The organism is Microbacterium sp. A93 (assembly GCF_051842835.1).
On sequence record NZ_JBPXMT010000007.1, the window covers coordinates 124109 to 140768 of the forward strand.

The window sequence follows — 16660 nt, forward strand, 5'->3', positions numbered from 1 at the left end:
TTGAGATCAGAGCCGGAATCAGAGCCGGAATCAGAGCCGGAATCAGAGCGGGAATCAGAGCGGGAGGATGACACTGCCCATCACCGCCCCGAGTCGCGACATGATGTCGGTCCACAATCCGGTGATCATCAAAACGCCGAGCAGGATGAGCATGGCGCCGCCGATGATGTTCACGATGCGGATGTGACGTCGCAGGAACCCGATCGTCTTCGTTGCCCAGCCGAAACCGAGCGCAACGAGCAGGAACGGGATGCCGAGACCGAGACTGTATGCCAGGCCGAGGAAGCCCGCCCGGACCGGATCGCCGAGCGTCCACGAGACCGCAGTGATCGCCGCCAGCGTCGGTCCGATGCACGGCGCCCATCCGATCCCGAGCGCAAACCCCAGGAGGGGCGCACCGATGAGGCCGGTCTTCGAGTTGACGTGCAACTTGAACTCCCGTTGCGCGAAGCCGAACAGCCCGAGGAAGACGAGCCCCATCGCGACGATGACGATACCCAGAACGCGGGTGATCAACTCACCCCACTGCAAAAAGAACACGGCAGCCGTGCCGCCGATCACGGTGAACGCGATGAACACCACGCTGAAACCGAGGATGAACAGCAGCACGCCGAGCACAAGGCGTCCCCGTCCGGTCGAGGCACCGGTCGAAGCGCCACGCGGCGCCACCGCACCCCCGAGGAAGCCGAGATAACCGGGCACAAGCGGCAGCACGCACGGCGAAAGGAACGACACGAGACCGGCGAGCATCGCAACAGGGATCGCGAGCCAGAGTGCGCCGGAACCGATCAGTTCGTTTGTGTTCACGCGCTCTCCGCGAGCGCGTCCTTGACGAGCGTGGAGAGGACCGATGGGCCCTTGAGCTGTCCGATGATGCGCGCCGCGACGCGACCCTGCTTGTCGAGCACGAGCGTGGTCGGGGTCGCCTGAATCGGCGTGACTGTGGCGAAGGCGAGCTTCGCATCGCCATTGTCAACGTCCATGAGACTCGGATACGTCACGCCGTACTCTTCGGCGAAGGCACGTGCGGTGTCGGGCTGGTCGTAGGTGTTGACGCCGACGAAGGAAACTCCGTCGCCCTCATACTCCTGCCAGACCGACTCGAGGTCTTTCGCTTCAACCCGGCATGGGCCGCAGGCGGCGTACCAGAAGTTGACGACCGTGACATCTCCGGCGATGTCAGCACTGTCAAATTCATCGCCGGATTCCGTGACGCCACCGAACTCAACCGGCGCGCCTCGATCGTCGGGCGCGATCTCCACGACCGTGAACTCCGCCGAGATGTATCCCTTGTCATCACCCTCGAGAAATTGCTCGGCGACCGGATCTGCGGTGCAGGCGGTCAGAGCGACGGCGAACAGCACGGCGAACGCGGCTCCGGCTACACGACGCGAACGTCGAGTGCGGGAGAGGCGGCCGTCGCGAATCGGTCGAATCGTCGAAGCGAGTGGCACATCATCAGTCTAAGCCTGCGTTTCTATGGGTGATCTGGACGCATCGACGGGCCTCTCAGAACCGAGCGAGCACGTCATCAACCCCGGCCCTGAACCTCGGACAGGTGGTGATGTCGTGGGCGCTGCACCGCAGCGCGTGCTCGGTCATCTCCCGCGAGCGCTGCATCTCCACCATCCGCCGATCGATATCTGCGAGGTGTGCGTAGAGCACTTCGTGGCGCCCCATGCGCCCGTCATCCAGAAGCACCGCGATCTGCTCCAGGCTCATCCCCGCGTCTTTGCTCCGTTTGATCACCGCGATGCGCACGATGTCCTCCTCGCCGTATCGTCGACGGTCGGCCGAATCTCTTTCGGGACGCAGGAGCCCCACCGCCTCCCAATGCCGCAGCACATTGGTGGGCAGTTCAAACTTCTCCGCGACCTCGCCGACGGACCATGAACGCGACGCACTTGACTTCATGTTGACATGAAGTCACAGAATGATCGAGAACACAAGATCAGAGAGGACTCCACCCATGTATGACGCGATCGTAATCGGCGCCGGACCCGCAGGACTTCAGGCCGCGCTGACGCTCGGACGGATGCATCGCAGCACGCTCGTGCTCGACTCCGCACAGTACCGAAACGGCCCGGTGTCTCATATGCACAATGTGCTGGGCGACGACGGTACTGCCCCAGCAGAACACCGCGCGCGGGCCCGCGCGCAGCTGACGGCCTATTCCGATGTGACGTTCAGGACTGCCGTGGCGGAGAGCATCGCCGGGGTTGCAGACGACTTCACGGTCACGCTCGAGGGCGGAGAAGTCGAGCGTGCGCGGCGGATCATCCTCGCGACCGGTGTCACCGATGAACTCCCGGCTGTTCCTGGGCTCAATGACCTCTGGGGTCACCATGCTTTCGCCTGCCCGTTCTGCGATGGCCACGAGTTCCACGGTGCCGAGATCGGTATCATCGGCGCCGGTCCTCGGTCGGGGCACCTCCTTGCCCTGCTGGGTCCGGTGGTCGGCGGAATCACGGTGTTCCCCATCGAAACCGCAGTGACCGACGACGAGCGGGCAATTCTCGAGGCAGGCGGCGCACGTGTCGCCGCCGAGATCGTGGATTCGGTGCGAGCAGGGGCAGACGGCGGTGTGATCGTCACCGCCGGCGGGGCCGACACCGAGTTCGCCGGGTTGTTCCTCGCATCCGGATCGATCCGTCAGCACGCTCCGTTCGCCGCGCAGTTAGAACTTCAGATGCTATCCAGCGGTGCGATCGAGATCGATGACTTCGGGCACACTTCCGTAGCCGGGATCTTCGCCGCGGGTGATCTCGCTCACCGCGCGACGATGCCGGGGCCCGTTGCATCCGTCATTCAGGCTGCGGCCGCAGGCCAACTTGCTGCGGCCTTCGTCGTCCAGGAACTGAGCGCGTGAGCTGGACTAAGTAGCTCAGACGGCGCCGACGTCGACGGCGCCGCCGGTCGCAGCGGGTTCGGCGTAGTCGACTTCCCGCCAGACATCGCCGATCCGCTCGAAGGAGGTCACGCTCGACAGCGCGCAACGGCGAGTGCGCGGATCGTGGCGCAGCGGGAGTCCAGCGACATGAAGGTGCGTGATCCAGATCGGCGCCTGATGCGAGACGAACACGACGTCGCCACCGTCGGTCTCGTGCCAGGCGTTGTTCATTGCCTCTTCCACACGATCGGCGATCAACGCGTACGGCTCGCCCCAGCTGGGAATCGATGGTCGACGCAGATGCCACCAATTGAGCGGGTTGCGCAGTGAGCGACTCATGCGCGTGCCTTCGAAGACGTTGGTCGGCTCGATCACGCGTTCATCGATGGTCGGGTCCAGCCCGAAGATCTCGGTGAAGGGCTCTGCTGATTCCTGAGCGCGCTGCAAGGGCGAGCAGCGTAGCGAGGTCACCGGGCGATCAAGCCCTGCGATGTACTCGGCTGCGGCCCGCGCCATCCCTCTACCGTCTTCGCTCAACCCATAATTCGGAAGGCGACCGTAGAGCACCCGTTCGGGATTGTGGACTTCGCCGTGGCGGACAAGATGAAGGCGTTCGGCAGGCATGAGGCCAGTCTAGGGATGCCTCGACGGTGAGACCGGACGGTGAGCCCGGGCGCGACGGCACGCACGGCCCGCCCACGTAGAATGGCGGAGTTCCCTTTACTGAACTGGAGGAATCTTCCGTGCTTCGCACTCACACGACCGGCTCCCTGCGAGCCGAACACATCGGTCAGACCGTCACCCTCACGGGTTGGGTTGATCGTCGTCGTGATCACGGAGGAGTCGCGTTCATTGATCTCCGCGACGCCTCGGGCATCGCCCAGGTGGTCATCCGCGACGAGGAGACCGCGCATCCGCTGCGCAGCGAGTTCGTTCTGAAGGTGACCGGAGAGGTCTCCCAGCGACCCGCCGGCAACGCGAACCCGAACCTGCCCACCGGCGAGATCGAGGTCATCGCGACCACGGTCGAGGTGCTCAACGAGTCTGCTCCGCTGCCGTTCCAGGTCTCCACCGGCCTCGGAGACACCGACACGATCGGCGAGGACGTGCGGTTCAAGCACCGCTACCTCGACCTTCGTCGACCGTCGACGGCCGCCAACCTGCGCCTGCGCTCGAAGGTGTACAAGGCCGTCCGCGATGTGCTGGACGCCCGCGAGTTCATCGAGGTCGAGACTCCGACGCTCACGCGCTCCACTCCTGAGGGTGCCCGCGACTTCGTCGTGCCCGCACGCCTGCACCCCGGCAGCTGGTACGCGCTCCCGCAGAGTCCGCAGCTGTTCAAGCAGTTGCTCATGGTCGGCGGCGTCGAAAAGTATTACCAGATGGCCCGCTGCTACCGCGATGAGGACTTCCGCGCCGACCGTCAGCCGGAGTTCACGCAGCTCGACATCGAGATGAGCTTCGTCGACCAGGAAGACGTCATCGAGATGATGGAAGCCATCGTCCCGGCAATGTGGGCGACGATCGGCGTCGAAGTTCAGACTCCGCTGCCGCGCATCACCTATGCCGACGCGATGGCTAAGTACGGCTCCGACAAGCCCGACCTGCGCTTCGGTCTTGAGCTCGTCGAGGCGACCGAGTATTTCTCGGAGACCACGTTCCGTGTGTTCCAGGCCGACTACGTTGGTGCAGTGCTCATGCCCGGTGGCGCAAGCCAGCCACGCAAGCAGCTGGATGCGTGGCAGGACTGGGCCAAGCAGCGCGGCGCCCGCGGCCTCGCGTATGTGCTGTTCAACGACGACGGATCGCTCGGTGGCCCCGTCGCCAAGAACCTGTCCGAGGCTGAGCAGGCCGGTCTCGCGGGCCTCGTCGGCGCATCCGCAGGCGACTGCGTATTCTTCGCTGCCGGCTCTGCGAAGGACAGCCGTGCGCTGCTCGGTGCTGCGCGCGTGGAGATCGGGCGCCGTCTGGGTCTCCTCGACCCCGACACCTTCGCGTTCACGTGGGTTGTGGATGCTCCGATGTTCGAGCCTGCGGCCGATGCCGTGGCATCCGGTGACGTTGCCGTCGGCGCGGGAGCATGGACTGCCGTGCACCATGCGTTCACTGGCCCGAAGCCGGAGTTCGCAGACACGTTCGACACCGACCCTGGTTCGGCGCTCGCCTACGCATACGACATCGTCTGCAACGGCTCCGAACTCGGCGGAGGATCGATCCGCATCCACCGTGAAGATGTCCAGAAGCGCGTCTTCGAGGTCATGGGCATCAGCGATGAGGTCGCTGACGAGCAGTTCGGTTTCCTGCTCGACGCGTTCAAGTTCGGCGCTCCCCCGCACGGCGGCATCGCGCTCGGCATGGACCGCGTGCTGCAGCACCTCACCAAAACCGATTCGATCCGCGAGGTCATCGCGTTCCCGAAGACCGGCAACGGCTTCGATCCGCTGACCGCCGCACCGGCACCGATCACCGATGCGCAGCGCGCTGAGGCTGGAGTCGACTTCGAGCCAGAGAACGACGAGTCCTGACCCGAGACCCCGGGTTTTCGTCGAGACCCCGTGTTGCAGACCAAGCGTCTGCAACACGGGGTCTTGTCGCGAAGTGGGGGCGTCAGCGACTCTTCACTCCGCGTCACCCTGCACGGGACGGGGCCCCGGGCTAGACCCCGGCACTGATCCGGCGATAGTGTGCGAGGGCAGGAGGACACCGCGCGCCACCGATCGGCTACCTCTCATTCACCCGAACCGCTTTATTGAGTAACCACTGGCGCGTAGCGTCCTCTCGCAACCCGACACCGGCTCCACAGCGCCGGACACCGAGAGGAACCTCATGGCACGCTTCACCCGACGTAAGCGATTCGTCGCCGGTATCGCCCTCGCCGCGACCGCCGCCCTCGTACTGACCTCCTGCGCTTCCGGAGATGACACCACCGGCGATGGTGGAGACTCCGGCGTAGATGCTGCGACGGCGACATCTGTAGACGCTTTCGGCTCGTTCGAAGACCTTGAGGCGGCGGCCAAGGCCGAGGGCCAGCTGAACGTCATCGCCCTCCCCCGCGACTGGGCCAACTACGGCGAAGTCCTCGACCTGTTCGCCGAAAAGTACCCCGAGATCACGATCAACGAGCAGTCCCCCGACGTCTCCAGCGCCGAGGAGATCACCGCTGCGAAGACCAACGAGGGCCTCGACACTGCGCCAGATGTGTTCGACCTCGGCCTCGCCGTCGCGCTCTCGAGCACCGACGTCTTCGCCCCGTACCAGGTGCAGACCTGGGACGAGATCCCTGACGCGCTGAAGGAGCCGACTGGGCTGTTCGTCGGCGACTACGGCGGGTACCTGTCGATCGGTTACGACTCCTCGAAGCTCGACGCTCCGGCTGAGCTCGACGATCTTCTCGGTGCCGACTACAAGGGCGCCGTCGCGATCAATGGCGACCCGACACAGGCAGGCGCCGCGTTCGCCGCTGTGGGGCTGGCCACGGTCCAGTCCGACGGCACACTGGACGACTTCCAGCCCGGCATCGACTTCTTCAGCGAACTGCAGAAGGCCGGAAACTTCCTCAAGGTCGATGCGACACCAGCCACCGTCGCCAGCGGCGAGACGCCCGTCGTCTTCGACTGGGACTACCTGAACGCCGGGCTGTCCGCCGACAACCCTGACTGGAAGGTCGTCGTGCTCGATGGCGTCGGCTACGCCGGTTACTACAACCAGGCGATCAACAAAGATGCTCCGAACCCGGCGGCTGCCCGCCTGTGGCAGGAGTTCCTCTACAGCGACGACGTGCAGAACCTGTGGCTCAAGGGCGGCGCCCGACCGGTTCGCATGGAGGCGATGACAGAGGCTGGCACGATCGACGCCGATCTCGCGGCAGCGCTCCCCGAGGTTCCGGAAGACACCGTGGTTCCCACTGAGGAGCAGAGCACCAACGCCGGCACGCTGCTCGGCGAGAAGTGGGCTGCGGCGATCCAGTGACGTCCGCAACTCTGGGGGCGGATGCCTCGGCATCCGCTCCCACCACCGTCGGGCCGTCTCGCACGGCCCGACGGTCGGCGCCGTCGTGGGCCTGGCTGGGACTCGTGCCGTTCTCGGCATATGTGCTGCTCTTCCTGGCCGTGCCGACCATCCTCGCGATCGGATCGGGATTCTTCACCAAAGACGGCTCCTTCACGTGGAGCAACGTCACCGCGCTCGCAGATCCGGTCGTACTGAACACCTTCGCCAGCTCCGCAGGCCTCTCCCTGCTCACCGCGGTCGTCGGCGCGGTCGTCGGCGCCCTGGTCTGCTACGCGCTGCTTGGCATGAACGCACAGGGCACGGTGCGCTCGACGATGGATGCCGCGGCCGGCGTGCTCGCCCAGTTCGGCGGTGTCATGCTCGCGTTCGCATTCATCGCCACTGTCGGCGCGCAGGGCGTCATGACGCTGTTCCTCAAGGACACTCTGGGGATCAACATCTACGAGAACGGCGTCTGGCTCTACGAAGTGCCAGGGCTCATCATGCCCTACGTCTACTTCCAGATCCCCCTCATGGTGATCACCTTCATGCCGGCCCTCGCCGCTCTCAAGCCGCAGTGGTCAGAGGCCAACCTCACACTCGGCGGCACACGCGCGAGCTTCTGGGCGCATGTGGGTATCCCTGTACTCGCCCCCTCGTTCTTCGCGAGCCTGCTGCTGCTGTTCGCGAATGCGTTCTCCTCATATGCGACCGCGGCAGCCCTAATCAGTCAGGGCTCGCAGATCGTGCCGCTGCAGATCCGCGCCGCGCTCACTAGCGAGACCGTGCTCGGCCGCGAGAACCTTGCGGGGGCGCTCGCCCTCGGCATGATCATCGTCGTCGGCATCGTGATGGGGCTGTACTCGATCATTCAACGCCGGGCAGCGAGGTGGCAGTCATGAACCGTCTTGCCCCCTCCCGCGCGACCCGCTGGATCATCGGCATCCTGGTCGGCGCATTTTTCGCGGTGCCGCTGATCTCGACATTCCTGTACACGGTGCGCGGCAAGGACGGCAGTTGGTCCTTTGACCGCTGGGCGGCACTGTTCGACCCGGCCGCATCCGCCGCGATCAAACCGATCTGGACGGGCCTGGGCAACTCGCTCGTTCTCGCCGTCGTCACGGTCGCAATCGTTCTCCTGCTGCTGGCACCGACGATGATTCTGGTGAACCTGCGCTTCCCGAAGCTGAAGCCGTTCTTCGAGTTCGCTGTGCTGCTGCCGATCTCGATCCCGGCCATCGTTCTCGTCGTCGGCCTCGCACCGATCTACCTGCAGATCGGGCGCACGCTCGGAACCGGCACGTGGACGTTGGCGTTCGCGTACGGCATCACCGTGCTGCCGTTCGCCTTCCGATCGATCCAGGCATCCATCGACGCCGCCGACCTGAAGACGCTCGCAGAGGCCGCCCGCTCGCTCGGCGCAAGCTGGCCGGTCGTCGTGGTGAAGGTACTCGCCCCGAATATTCGCCAGGGACTGCTCGCCGGTTCCCTCATCTCCATCGCCGTCGTGCTCGGCGAGTTCACGATCGCCTCGCTGCTGAACCGTCAGGTCTTCCAGACCGCGCTGGTCGTCGTCCAAAAGCAGGATGCCTATGCCCCTGCGATCTTCACACTGTTGGCGCTGCTGTTCTGCTTCCTGCTGCTGCTCGTCATCGGCCGCGCCGCCCGCGGCAACCGAAAGGCCCGTTCATGACAACCCCGAATACTCTCCCCCCAACGAAGGACAACATGCTGCTGTCCGAGGCAGGCGAGGGAACCCGCGTGCAGTTCCAGGGCATCGAGAAGAGTTACGGCTCGAACCGCGTGCTGCACGGCGTCGACCTCGACATCGCCCCCGGCGAGTTCGTGTCTCTGCTCGGCCCCTCCGGCTGCGGTAAGACGACGGCGCTGCGCGTGCTTGCTGGGCTCGAGAGCGCCGACGGAGGCGCTGTGCTGCTGGGCGGGCAGGACGTCTCTCGGGTGCCGACGAACAAGCGCGACATCGGCATGGTCTTCCAGTCGTACTCGCTGTTTCCACATCTGCGCGTCGACGACAACACGGCGTTCGGACTGCGTCGCCGAGGAATGGGCAAGGCGAAGGCTGCGAAGCGGGCCCTGGATGCCCTCGAACTCGTCGGCCTGGGCAGCTTTGCCGAACGGTTTCCACACGAGCTCTCCGGCGGACAGCAGCAGCGCGTCGCACTCGCCCGCGCACTCGTCACCGAGCCGCGAGTGCTGTTGCTCGACGAACCGCTGTCTGCGCTCGACGCCAAGGTGCGCGTGCAGCTGCGTGACGAGATCCGCCGCATCCAGCTGCGCCTGGGCATCACGACGGTGTTCGTCACACATGATCAGGAGGAGGCGCTGGCTGTCTCTGATCGGATCGCCGTGATGGATGCCGGACGCATCGACCAGATCGACACTCCGGAGGAGCTCTACCTGCGACCTGCGACCGCGCACGTCGCTGCCTTCGTCGGACTCTCCAGCATCGTGTCAGGCATCGCCTCTGGCGGGCGGGTCACCGTCTGGGGTCGCGACCTGCCGACCAACACCCCCGCCGAGGGCAAGGTCGAGGTGCACCTCCGCCCGGAGAATCTGCGATTCGCCGGAGAAGCGGATGCCGCGACCAGCGGCATCGTCGAGGAGAGCACGTTCCTCGGCAGTATCCGTCGCACGCTCGTGAAGACGGATTCCGGCGAGCTGGTGCGCGTACAGCACGACGCGCAGTTCCATCCTGCTTACGGCGACCGCGTGCACCTCGCCGTTGAGCCGGTTCCCGTGGCGGTACGGGCCAAATAGCGTGTCGTCGAGGGACGCGACGGATCCCTCGAGGCTCTGGAGAAGGGACATCCCATGGCAGGAAAGTTCGAGCTGTACACCGACAAGGCCGGCGAATACCGGTTCCGGCTCAAGGCTGGCAATGGCGAGGTCATCGCGACCGGCCAGGCATACGCATCCAAGTCAGGCGCACTGAACGGGATCGATTCCGTCCGTCGCAACGCCGCCGATGCCGAAGTCGTCGAAGTAGAAGACTGACACCGGTACCCACGCCCCACCTCTCGCGAGACTTCGCTTATGTCACCAAAACAAGCGTTTTCGATGACACACGCGAAGTCTCGCGGGATGTGGAGGGGGTTATAGGACCCGGGCTAGGAAGTCTTGGGTGCGGGGATGCTGCGGATTCGCGAGCACCTCGCGCGGATCGCCCTCTTCCACGATCGCTCCGCCATCCATGAAGATCAGGCGTGAACCCACTTCACGGGCAAAGCCCATCTCGTGTGTGACGACGAGCATCGTCATGCCCTCATCCGCCAGCGAGCGCATCACCTGCAGCACCTCGCCGACCAGCTCAGGATCAAGCGCCGAGGTCGGCTCGTCGAACAGCATCATGTCGGGGTTCATGCACAGCGCCCGTGCGATCGCCACGCGCTGCTGCTGACCACCGGAGAGGTGCCCAGGGTACTCATCGGCCTTCTCAGCGAGACCGACGCGATCGAGCATCTCGTGCGCGATCTTCTCGGCATCCGCCTTGGAACGCTTGAGCACCCGGCGCTGCGCGAGTGTGAGGTTGCCCAGCACGCTCAGGTGGGGAAACAGATTGAAGCTCTGGAACACCATCCCGATGCGGGTGCGCACGCGGTCGATGTCGATATCAGGATCGATGACGTCGATGCCCTCGATGAGAATCTTGCCCTCAGTGGGTTCCTCCAACAGGTTCACCGAGCGCAACAGAGTCGACTTTCCTGAGCCAGACGGCCCGATCACGCAGACCACCTCGCCGGACCGAACCGTGAGATCGATCCCCTTGAGTACCTCGTTGTCGCCGAAGCTCTTGCGCAACCCGCGGACCTCGATGGCCGGAGCGTTGATGTCGATCATGTCGGTACTCATCGCTGCTTCGCCATCTTTCGTTCCAGCCATGCCGCCAATCGGGTGAGCGGAATCGTCACCACGAGGTACAGCATCGCCGCCATCACCAGCGGTGTGCCGTTCGCGTTCTGATTCGCGAGGTCACGCGCAAAAGTGGTGAGTTCGCGCGTCATCAGTGTGCTGCCGGCGATGAACACTAGTGAGGTGTCTTTCAGCAGCAGCACGAATTCGTTCGTCAGCGGCGGGATGATGATACGGAAACCCTGCGGAAGGATCACCCAAAGCATCGTCTTCAGCGGCGACATACCGAGCGACCGAGATGCCTCGATCTGCCCCTTCGGCACGGCCTGGATGCCGGCGCGAATCACCTCAGCCATGTATGCCGACGACACCAGGATCAAACCGACAAGACCGGATGCCGCTGGCCCGCCGGGAATCTTGATCCCGAGGCCGATCGGCAGCATGAACGCGACGGCGAAGATCGTCAGCAGAGCGGGCAGCCCCCGGAACAGCTCGATCCACGCGGTCGCGAACCAGCGGTAGGGCAGGATGCTGGACAGCTTCATCATGGCGAACAGGATGCCGAGAACTGCCCCGCCCACGAATCCGACCAGGGTGAACCACAGCGTGTTTACCAGCGCGACCGTGATGATCTCGGGGAACAGCTTGATCGCGACAGCCGGGTCGAGGAACTGTTTACTGAACCTCGCCCAATCGGTGCCCAGAACCGCCCAGGCGACGATAGCGATGAAGATCGCGTACATCACCAAGCGGTACGCCCGTTGCTTGGTCCTGCGTTTCATCGCCATCGTCGTCGATGCGTGTCAGCGCGGATCAGTTGGCCGCGAAGTACGTGTCGTAAATCTCTTGGTAGGTCCCGTCATCGCGCAGCTCCTGCAGAGCCGCGTTGACCGCCTCGACGAGCGCGTCCTTTTCGCCCTTCGCGAATGCGAAACCGTAGGACTCATCAGTGTCGTACTCTTCCACGATCATGTAGGTCTCGTCGGCACGCTCGTGCTCGATGTTGACGGGCTGATCCTGCAGGATCGCGTCAATCTGACCGGCCTGGATCGCGGGCCACAACTCGCCGTCCGAGGGATAGCGGATGATCTCGGTGTCCTCGGGCGCGTTCTCTGTCGTGTAGGTCTCGCCCGTCGTGCCCTGCTGCACACCGACGGTCTTTCCCGCGAGGTCGTCGATCGACTCGATGCTGGAATCGGCACGCACCAGCAGCGACTGCAGCGAATCGTAGTACGGGTCGGAGAAGTCGAGATTCGCCTTGCGCTCATCAGTGATGGTCATCGCAGAGCCGCCGAGGTCACAGTCGCCGACGAGCAGGACAGTGCCAGAGGTCAGCGCTTCGAAACTGACGTCCTGCACAGCGAGAGTCAGGTCAAGCTTGCCTGCGATCGCGCTGAGCAGGTCGACATCGAAGCCGGTGTATTCACCGTCTTCACCCTCGAACTCGAAGGGCGCGTAGGGGATGTCAGAGCACATGGTGAGCACGCCCGCTTCGACGAGACCGTAGTCATCGCCCCCCGTTGTGGGTGTGGCACCATCGCCTGCGGGCGTGTCGCCTCCACCGGCACAGCCGGCGAGAGCAAGCGTGGCGGTCGCGACGAGCGCAAGACCGAAGATGAGATTACGGCGACGAGGCATGACCGCTCCAAGGTAACGGGGCGGCTACGCCCACGGACGGGTATGGAGTTCATCCTGACACGTGGCGACGCCAGTGCACCCGTTCGGAGGGTTACGTTTGCGTTTCGCTCCTGAGCGCGCGCCGATCGGCGCAGCCTCAGACCTCGAAGTCGACGGCGACCCGTGAGGCGACGACGGACTTGATATATACCGCGGCCTCCTCATGCGCGGGGTGCACCGCGTACTGTTCGAGCGCCTCAACCGAGTCGAAATCAGCGACGAGCGTGACATCCCAGTTCGCTTCCGGATACACCGAATTGGCGCCCGCCGAGATGGAGAGCAGCTGGGGTACAACCCCGGCCAGCGCGTTTAGTCGGCGGGCGACTTCCGCAGCCTGCGCGCCGCGCTCCGCGGCATCTTCGCTCTTGAGCTTCCAGGTGACCACGTGGCGAATCGTCATTTCTGCTCCAGTCTCTGACGCAGCCGGTCGGGCGAGACCCGCCAGTGCGCATGCAGTTCCTCGTCGATGAGTACGACAGGAATCTTCTCCCACCACAGCTCGTACAGGGCGGGGTCGTCTTCGATCGACCGCTCGATGATCTCGATGCTGTCACCGATCTCATCAGGAAGATCGGCGACCACGGTCTCCACGATCGCCAGCGCCGTGGGGCACAGATGGCACCCCGGCTTGCCGATGACCGTGATCGTGGTCACGCGGAGGGAATCTCGACCGGGTGACCGGCTGCGATCCACTCGCCGGTGCCGCCTTCTACGTTGGTCGCGTCATAACCGCGCGATTCCAGCGCATCCACGATGCGTGCGGAACGGCCGCCGGCCTGACAGATGACGTCGAAAGCCTCTGACGGAAGCTCTTCGAGTCGATTTCCCAGCTCAGACATCGGGATGTTCACCGCCCCGGGGACATGCCCCGCCGCAAACTCGTCCCTCTCACGCACGTCGATAAGCGGAGTGCTCTCGCGCGCGGCGAGGTCTGCGATATTGATCGACTTCATGACGTCCTCACGGTCGTGTCTCTGCGATGAAACGGCAGCTAATTCTAAACGGCAATACAGACACGAAGCGCCCCATTCGACAAGCTCTGTGAGCAGGCCGGGGGCGCTTTGTGGCTTTTGCCGCGCTTACTTCTTGTTGCGGCGCTGGTGGCGAGTCTTACGAAGCAGCTTGCGATGCTTCTTCTTCGCCATGCGCTTGCGGCGCTTCTTGATGACAGAACCCACGGAAACCTCACTAAGTCAAGTGGCTGGGCGTCGCAGTATGTCGGACACCCGGGTACGGGCACGGAAAATGCCTCGGATCATTCTATCAAACCACGGCCGGTGCAAAGTGCACGACCACGACTCGTGAGCCGAGACGGTCAGCCGACCTCAGAGATCGGCCGTTGAAGGGCATCGGCAACTGCCGACTCGGGCACGCGGTAACTGCGACCGAAGCGGATCGCGGGCAGTTCACCGGAGTGCACCAGCCGATAGACGGTCATCTTCGACACACGCATGATTGCTGCGACCTCTGCGACCGTCAGGAATCGGACATCTGGAACTTCGGGCATCCCCATTACCCCTTTCTCTGAAGCACACTCTAGAGGGAAGGTGGGACGCGTGTAAACCCACGGGGTAATTGTGGCCTGTGTGAATGGGGCGCCCCCGTAATCAGGTGCGCGTGCGGCTCACGTCCCGAGCCGCTTGAGCGCTGTGGTGACCACATGCTTCGCCGATGCTGCAGCACGGCCGAAGACCTCGGCAGCGTGCGCTGCACCGTCGGGAAGCGGGACGAGAGAAAAATCGATGTCGGGCGCGGCGTCGCCGAAGGCGTCGACTAAGAAGGGCACGAGCCAATCGTCGATGGTCTCGAGCGGCCCCACATCGATGCTGTAGAAACGGCGCTGGCCGTCTTCGCGCACGCTCACCAGTTCGGCTTCGCGCAGCACCTTGAGGTGTTTCGACACCGTCGGCTGGCTGATTCCGAGCTCACTGACGATGTGCGAGACGCTGGTGCCTGCGTCCTCCTCAGATGACCGGCGCAGGAGGAGCTGGAGAATGTCACGCCTCGTGCCGTCTGCGATCACGTCGAAGATGTCGGTCATGAGATCAGGGTAGTCTCCCCACGGCCGGAGTACCATGTCGAAGGCTTGTCGAACGATCCTCGACAGGCATCTCAGACGAAGCGCAGGGAGGGACGAGTGTCAAGCATCGGCTCGTCGTTCTCCCCTCGCACGCGCGTCCACGATCTGTGGCACTTCGTCCGACGCATGGTCACATCGTCTCCGTCGCGCTTCGCGATCGTCATCTTCGCCGGACTGATTCTGGTGTTCACCGCGCTCTTCTCCCTGCCGATCGCCTCAGCATCGGGAACGGTGACGCCGATCAGCGATGCGCTGTTCACTGCTGTGTCGACGATCTGTGTCACTGGCCTCGCGACGGTCGACATGGCAGCGCACTGGTCCCCATTCGGACATGTGCTCGTCTTCCTTGGCGTGAACATCGGCGGCATGGGCGTGTTGACGCTGGCGTCGCTGCTGGGAATGGTGATCTCGAAGAGGCTCGGGCTACGAGCCAAGCTTCTCGCGGCCGGCGACACCAACCCGTTGCGTGCGCACGGCGGCGTCGTCAACGAGGGCCAGACCGTACGGCTCGGCGAGGTCGGCCAACTGCTGAAGACTGTTGCGCTGTCGCTGTTGGTCATCGAGGGCGTGGTCGCGCTACTGCTGTACCCGGGACTTCTGATGGCCGGCATCCCCCCGCTCGCCGCCCTCTGGGAAGCCCCCTACTACGCGGCGATGTCATTCACAAACACCGGCTTCACACCGAACGCGGGTGGCGTCACCGAGTTCGCCGATGACTACTTCGTTCTCACCGTGCTCATGATCAGCGTGTTCCTCGGCAGCATCGGCTTCCCGGTGATCTACACGCTCGCCAAGCATCACTGGCATGTGAAGCGCTGGTCTCTGCATTCCAAGCTCACTCTCATCACGACGGCGATCCTCTTTGTCGCGGGTGCCGCGGTGTTCCTCATTCTCGAGTACGACAACGCGCTCACATTCGGTTCGATGGATGCCGCTGACACGACGTTCCAGGCATTCTTCTTGTCCGCGATGACGCGCTCTGGCGGTTTCAGCGTCGTCGAGATCGGCGATCTGAACGGCTCCTCGCTTGTCGCAGGCTCCATGTTGATGTTCGTGGGCGGCGGGTCTGCGTCCACTGCAGGCGGTATCAAGGTGACGACGCTGGCTGTGCTTGCGATCGCCGTGTGGTCTGAGGCGCGCGGACGTCAGTCAGTGCAGGCGTTCGGTCGCCGTATCCCCAGCGATGTGCAGCGGGTCGCCCTCAGCGTCGTCGCGTGGGGTGCCACGATCGTCGCGCTCTCGACGATCGTCATCGCTCAGATTACGAAGGCCCCGATCGCGGAGGTGCTCTTCGACGTGATCTCGGCGTTCGGCACGGTCGGGCTCTCGACGGGCCTAACCGCGGAGCTGCCTGATTCTGCGACCTACGTTATGGCCGCCACCATCTTCATGGGGCGCATTGGTACAGTGACTCTCGCCGCGGCAGTCGCCGCGACATCGCGCTCGCAGCTCTACTCGCTGCCCGTGGAAAGGCCCATCGTTGGTTGAAGCGCTCCGGGGAGATGCCCCCGTACTCGTGATCGGACTCGGTCGATTCGGTGCCGCATGCGCGGGCGAGCTCGACCGTCTCGACCGCGAAGTGCTGGCGATGGACGAGAGCCTTGAGCTCGTCCAGAAGTGGTCGGATCGGGTCACTCACACGGTGCAGGGCGACGCCCGCAACCTCGATGCGCTCAAGCAGATCGGCGCGCAGGACTTCCAGGTCGCCGTCGTTGCGGTCGGTTCGCTCATCGAGGCATCCGTCCTGATCACAGCGAATCTCGTTGATCTGAAAGTCCCGCAGATCTGGGCGAAGGCCGTCTCGCAGTCGCACGGCAAGATCCTTGCCCGCGTCGGCGCGAATCACGTCATTTATCCCGAGCGCGAGGCCGGCGAGCGCGTCGCCCACCTCGTCAGCGGACGGATGCTGGACTTCATTCGCTTCGACGACGACTTCGTGCTGGCGAAGATGTACCCGCCGAAGTTCATTCGCGGCGTCGGTCTGAACGAGTCGGGTGTGCGCTCGAAGTACAAGGTCACGGTCGTCGGGGTGAAGAGCCCCGGCAAGCCATTCAGCTACGCCGAAGCCGACACCGTCGTCACGAACCACGACCTGATCATCGTCTCGGGCACCAACAGCGATATCGAACGCTTCGCCGGCCTCGACCGGTAAG

The 16660-nt window shown here is 64.1% G+C and carries 22 protein-coding genes; 9 read left to right on the forward strand and 13 right to left on the reverse strand.

What is annotated here, in order from left to right; genetic code table 11:
* Positions 1–54 precede the first annotated feature (54 nt).
* Genes ACSU1G_RS18210 through ACSU1G_RS18220 form a run of 3 tightly spaced genes read right to left on the reverse strand, consistent with a single transcriptional unit; the run spans position 55 to position 1914 of the window.
* Positions 55–807, reverse strand: a complete 753-nt coding sequence (locus tag ACSU1G_RS18210) for a cytochrome c biogenesis CcdA family protein (protein ID WP_439281390.1) — start codon at positions 805–807, stop codon at positions 55–57.
* Positions 804–1454, reverse strand: coding sequence for a TlpA family protein disulfide reductase (locus ACSU1G_RS18215; RefSeq protein WP_439281391.1), 651 nt, complete (start codon positions 1452–1454; stop codon positions 804–806). Before ACSU1G_RS18215 ends, ACSU1G_RS18210 begins: the two co-directional genes overlap by 4 nt.
* A 55-nt stretch (positions 1455–1509) precedes the next feature.
* Entirely contained in the window at positions 1510–1914 is a 405-nt protein-coding gene (locus ACSU1G_RS18220; protein ID WP_439281392.1) for a MerR family transcriptional regulator, read from the reverse strand.
* Between the two features lie 55 nt (positions 1915–1969).
* Between ACSU1G_RS18220 and ACSU1G_RS18225 the strand changes: the two genes are divergently transcribed.
* Positions 1970–2869, forward strand: a complete 900-nt coding sequence (locus ACSU1G_RS18225) for an NAD(P)/FAD-dependent oxidoreductase (RefSeq protein ID WP_439281393.1) — start codon at positions 1970–1972, stop codon at positions 2867–2869.
* Positions 2870–2884: 15 nt separating this feature from the next.
* Here ACSU1G_RS18225 and ACSU1G_RS18230 read toward each other — a convergent pair whose 3' ends face one another.
* Complete coding sequence (locus ACSU1G_RS18230) at positions 2885–3514, reverse strand: histidine phosphatase family protein (RefSeq protein ID WP_439281394.1); 630 nt, start codon at positions 3512–3514, stop codon at positions 2885–2887.
* Between the two features lie 119 nt (positions 3515–3633).
* Between ACSU1G_RS18230 and aspS the strand changes: the two genes are divergently transcribed.
* The 6 genes from aspS (at position 3634) to ACSU1G_RS18260 (ending at position 9895) form a co-directional block, all read left to right on the forward strand.
* Positions 3634–5415, forward strand: coding sequence for an aspartate--tRNA ligase (aspS, locus tag ACSU1G_RS18235; protein ID WP_439281395.1), 1782 nt, complete (start codon positions 3634–3636; stop codon positions 5413–5415).
* A gap of 301 nt (positions 5416–5716) precedes the next feature.
* Positions 5717–6859 carry an ABC transporter substrate-binding protein gene (locus tag ACSU1G_RS18240; RefSeq protein WP_439281396.1) on the forward strand — a complete coding sequence of 381 codons (1143 nt, stop codon included), beginning with the start codon at positions 5717–5719 and terminating at the stop codon, positions 6857–6859.
* A complete protein-coding gene (locus ACSU1G_RS18245; RefSeq protein ID WP_439281397.1) occupies positions 6856–7782 on the forward strand; it encodes an ABC transporter permease in 927 nt (308 codons plus the stop codon). Before ACSU1G_RS18240 ends, ACSU1G_RS18245 begins: the two co-directional genes overlap by 4 nt.
* On the forward strand, positions 7779–8573 hold the full coding sequence (locus ACSU1G_RS18250; RefSeq protein ID WP_439281398.1) for an ABC transporter permease: 795 nt from the start codon (positions 7779–7781) through the stop codon (positions 8571–8573). Before ACSU1G_RS18245 ends, ACSU1G_RS18250 begins: the two co-directional genes overlap by 4 nt.
* Positions 8570–9658, forward strand: coding sequence for an ABC transporter ATP-binding protein (locus ACSU1G_RS18255; RefSeq protein ID WP_439281399.1), 1089 nt, complete (start codon positions 8570–8572; stop codon positions 9656–9658). The genes ACSU1G_RS18250 and ACSU1G_RS18255 overlap by 4 nt, the downstream gene beginning before the upstream one ends.
* Before the next feature lie 54 nt (positions 9659–9712).
* Complete coding sequence (locus tag ACSU1G_RS18260) at positions 9713–9895, forward strand: YegP family protein (RefSeq protein WP_439281400.1); 183 nt, start codon at positions 9713–9715, stop codon at positions 9893–9895.
* A gap of 99 nt (positions 9896–9994) precedes the next feature.
* Here the strand turns inward: ACSU1G_RS18260 and ACSU1G_RS18265 are convergent, their stop codons facing one another.
* The 9 genes from ACSU1G_RS18265 to ACSU1G_RS18305 all read right to left on the reverse strand — a co-directional run bounded on the left by ACSU1G_RS18265 (position 9995) and on the right by ACSU1G_RS18305 (position 14468).
* On the reverse strand, positions 9995–10750 hold the full coding sequence (locus ACSU1G_RS18265) for an amino acid ABC transporter ATP-binding protein (protein WP_439281401.1): 756 nt from the start codon (positions 10748–10750) through the stop codon (positions 9995–9997).
* Positions 10747–11532 carry an amino acid ABC transporter permease gene (locus tag ACSU1G_RS18270; RefSeq protein ID WP_439281402.1) on the reverse strand — a complete coding sequence of 262 codons (786 nt, stop codon included), beginning with the start codon at positions 11530–11532 and terminating at the stop codon, positions 10747–10749. The genes ACSU1G_RS18265 and ACSU1G_RS18270 overlap by 4 nt, the downstream gene beginning before the upstream one ends.
* A 31-nt stretch (positions 11533–11563) precedes the next feature.
* Positions 11564–12388 carry a transporter substrate-binding domain-containing protein gene (locus tag ACSU1G_RS18275; RefSeq protein ID WP_439281403.1) on the reverse strand — a complete coding sequence of 275 codons (825 nt, stop codon included), beginning with the start codon at positions 12386–12388 and terminating at the stop codon, positions 11564–11566.
* 136 nt (positions 12389–12524) lie between these two features.
* Complete coding sequence (locus ACSU1G_RS18280; protein ID WP_439281404.1) at positions 12525–12827, reverse strand: Dabb family protein; 303 nt, start codon at positions 12825–12827, stop codon at positions 12525–12527.
* On the reverse strand, positions 12824–13081 hold the full coding sequence (locus ACSU1G_RS18285; RefSeq protein ID WP_439281405.1) for a glutaredoxin family protein: 258 nt from the start codon (positions 13079–13081) through the stop codon (positions 12824–12826). Before ACSU1G_RS18285 ends, ACSU1G_RS18280 begins: the two co-directional genes overlap by 4 nt.
* On the reverse strand, positions 13078–13380 hold the full coding sequence (locus tag ACSU1G_RS18290; protein WP_439281406.1) for a rhodanese-like domain-containing protein: 303 nt from the start codon (positions 13378–13380) through the stop codon (positions 13078–13080). The genes ACSU1G_RS18285 and ACSU1G_RS18290 overlap by 4 nt, the downstream gene beginning before the upstream one ends.
* 126 nt (positions 13381–13506) lie before the next feature.
* Positions 13507–13605 (reverse strand): 30S ribosomal protein bS22, encoded by a 99-nt coding sequence (locus ACSU1G_RS18295; protein ID WP_003792170.1) that lies wholly within the window; start codon positions 13603–13605, stop codon positions 13507–13509.
* A gap of 137 nt (positions 13606–13742) precedes the next feature.
* Positions 13743–13934 carry a helix-turn-helix domain-containing protein gene (locus ACSU1G_RS18300; protein WP_439281407.1) on the reverse strand — a complete coding sequence of 64 codons (192 nt, stop codon included), beginning with the start codon at positions 13932–13934 and terminating at the stop codon, positions 13743–13745.
* A 117-nt stretch (positions 13935–14051) separates the two neighbouring features.
* Complete coding sequence (locus tag ACSU1G_RS18305) at positions 14052–14468, reverse strand: ArsR/SmtB family transcription factor (RefSeq protein ID WP_439281408.1); 417 nt, start codon at positions 14466–14468, stop codon at positions 14052–14054.
* 165 nt (positions 14469–14633) lie between these two features.
* Here ACSU1G_RS18305 and ACSU1G_RS18310 point away from each other — a divergent pair, with 165 nt between their 5' ends.
* Together ACSU1G_RS18310 and ACSU1G_RS18315 are read left to right on the forward strand one after the other, a co-directional pair.
* Entirely contained in the window at positions 14634–15995 is a 1362-nt protein-coding gene (locus tag ACSU1G_RS18310) for a TrkH family potassium uptake protein (RefSeq protein ID WP_439281640.1), read from the forward strand.
* Positions 15988–16659 (forward strand): potassium channel family protein, encoded by a 672-nt coding sequence (locus tag ACSU1G_RS18315; protein ID WP_439281409.1) that lies wholly within the window; start codon positions 15988–15990, stop codon positions 16657–16659. Before ACSU1G_RS18310 ends, ACSU1G_RS18315 begins: the two co-directional genes overlap by 8 nt.
* The last annotated feature ends 1 nt before the right edge of the window (position 16660 follow it).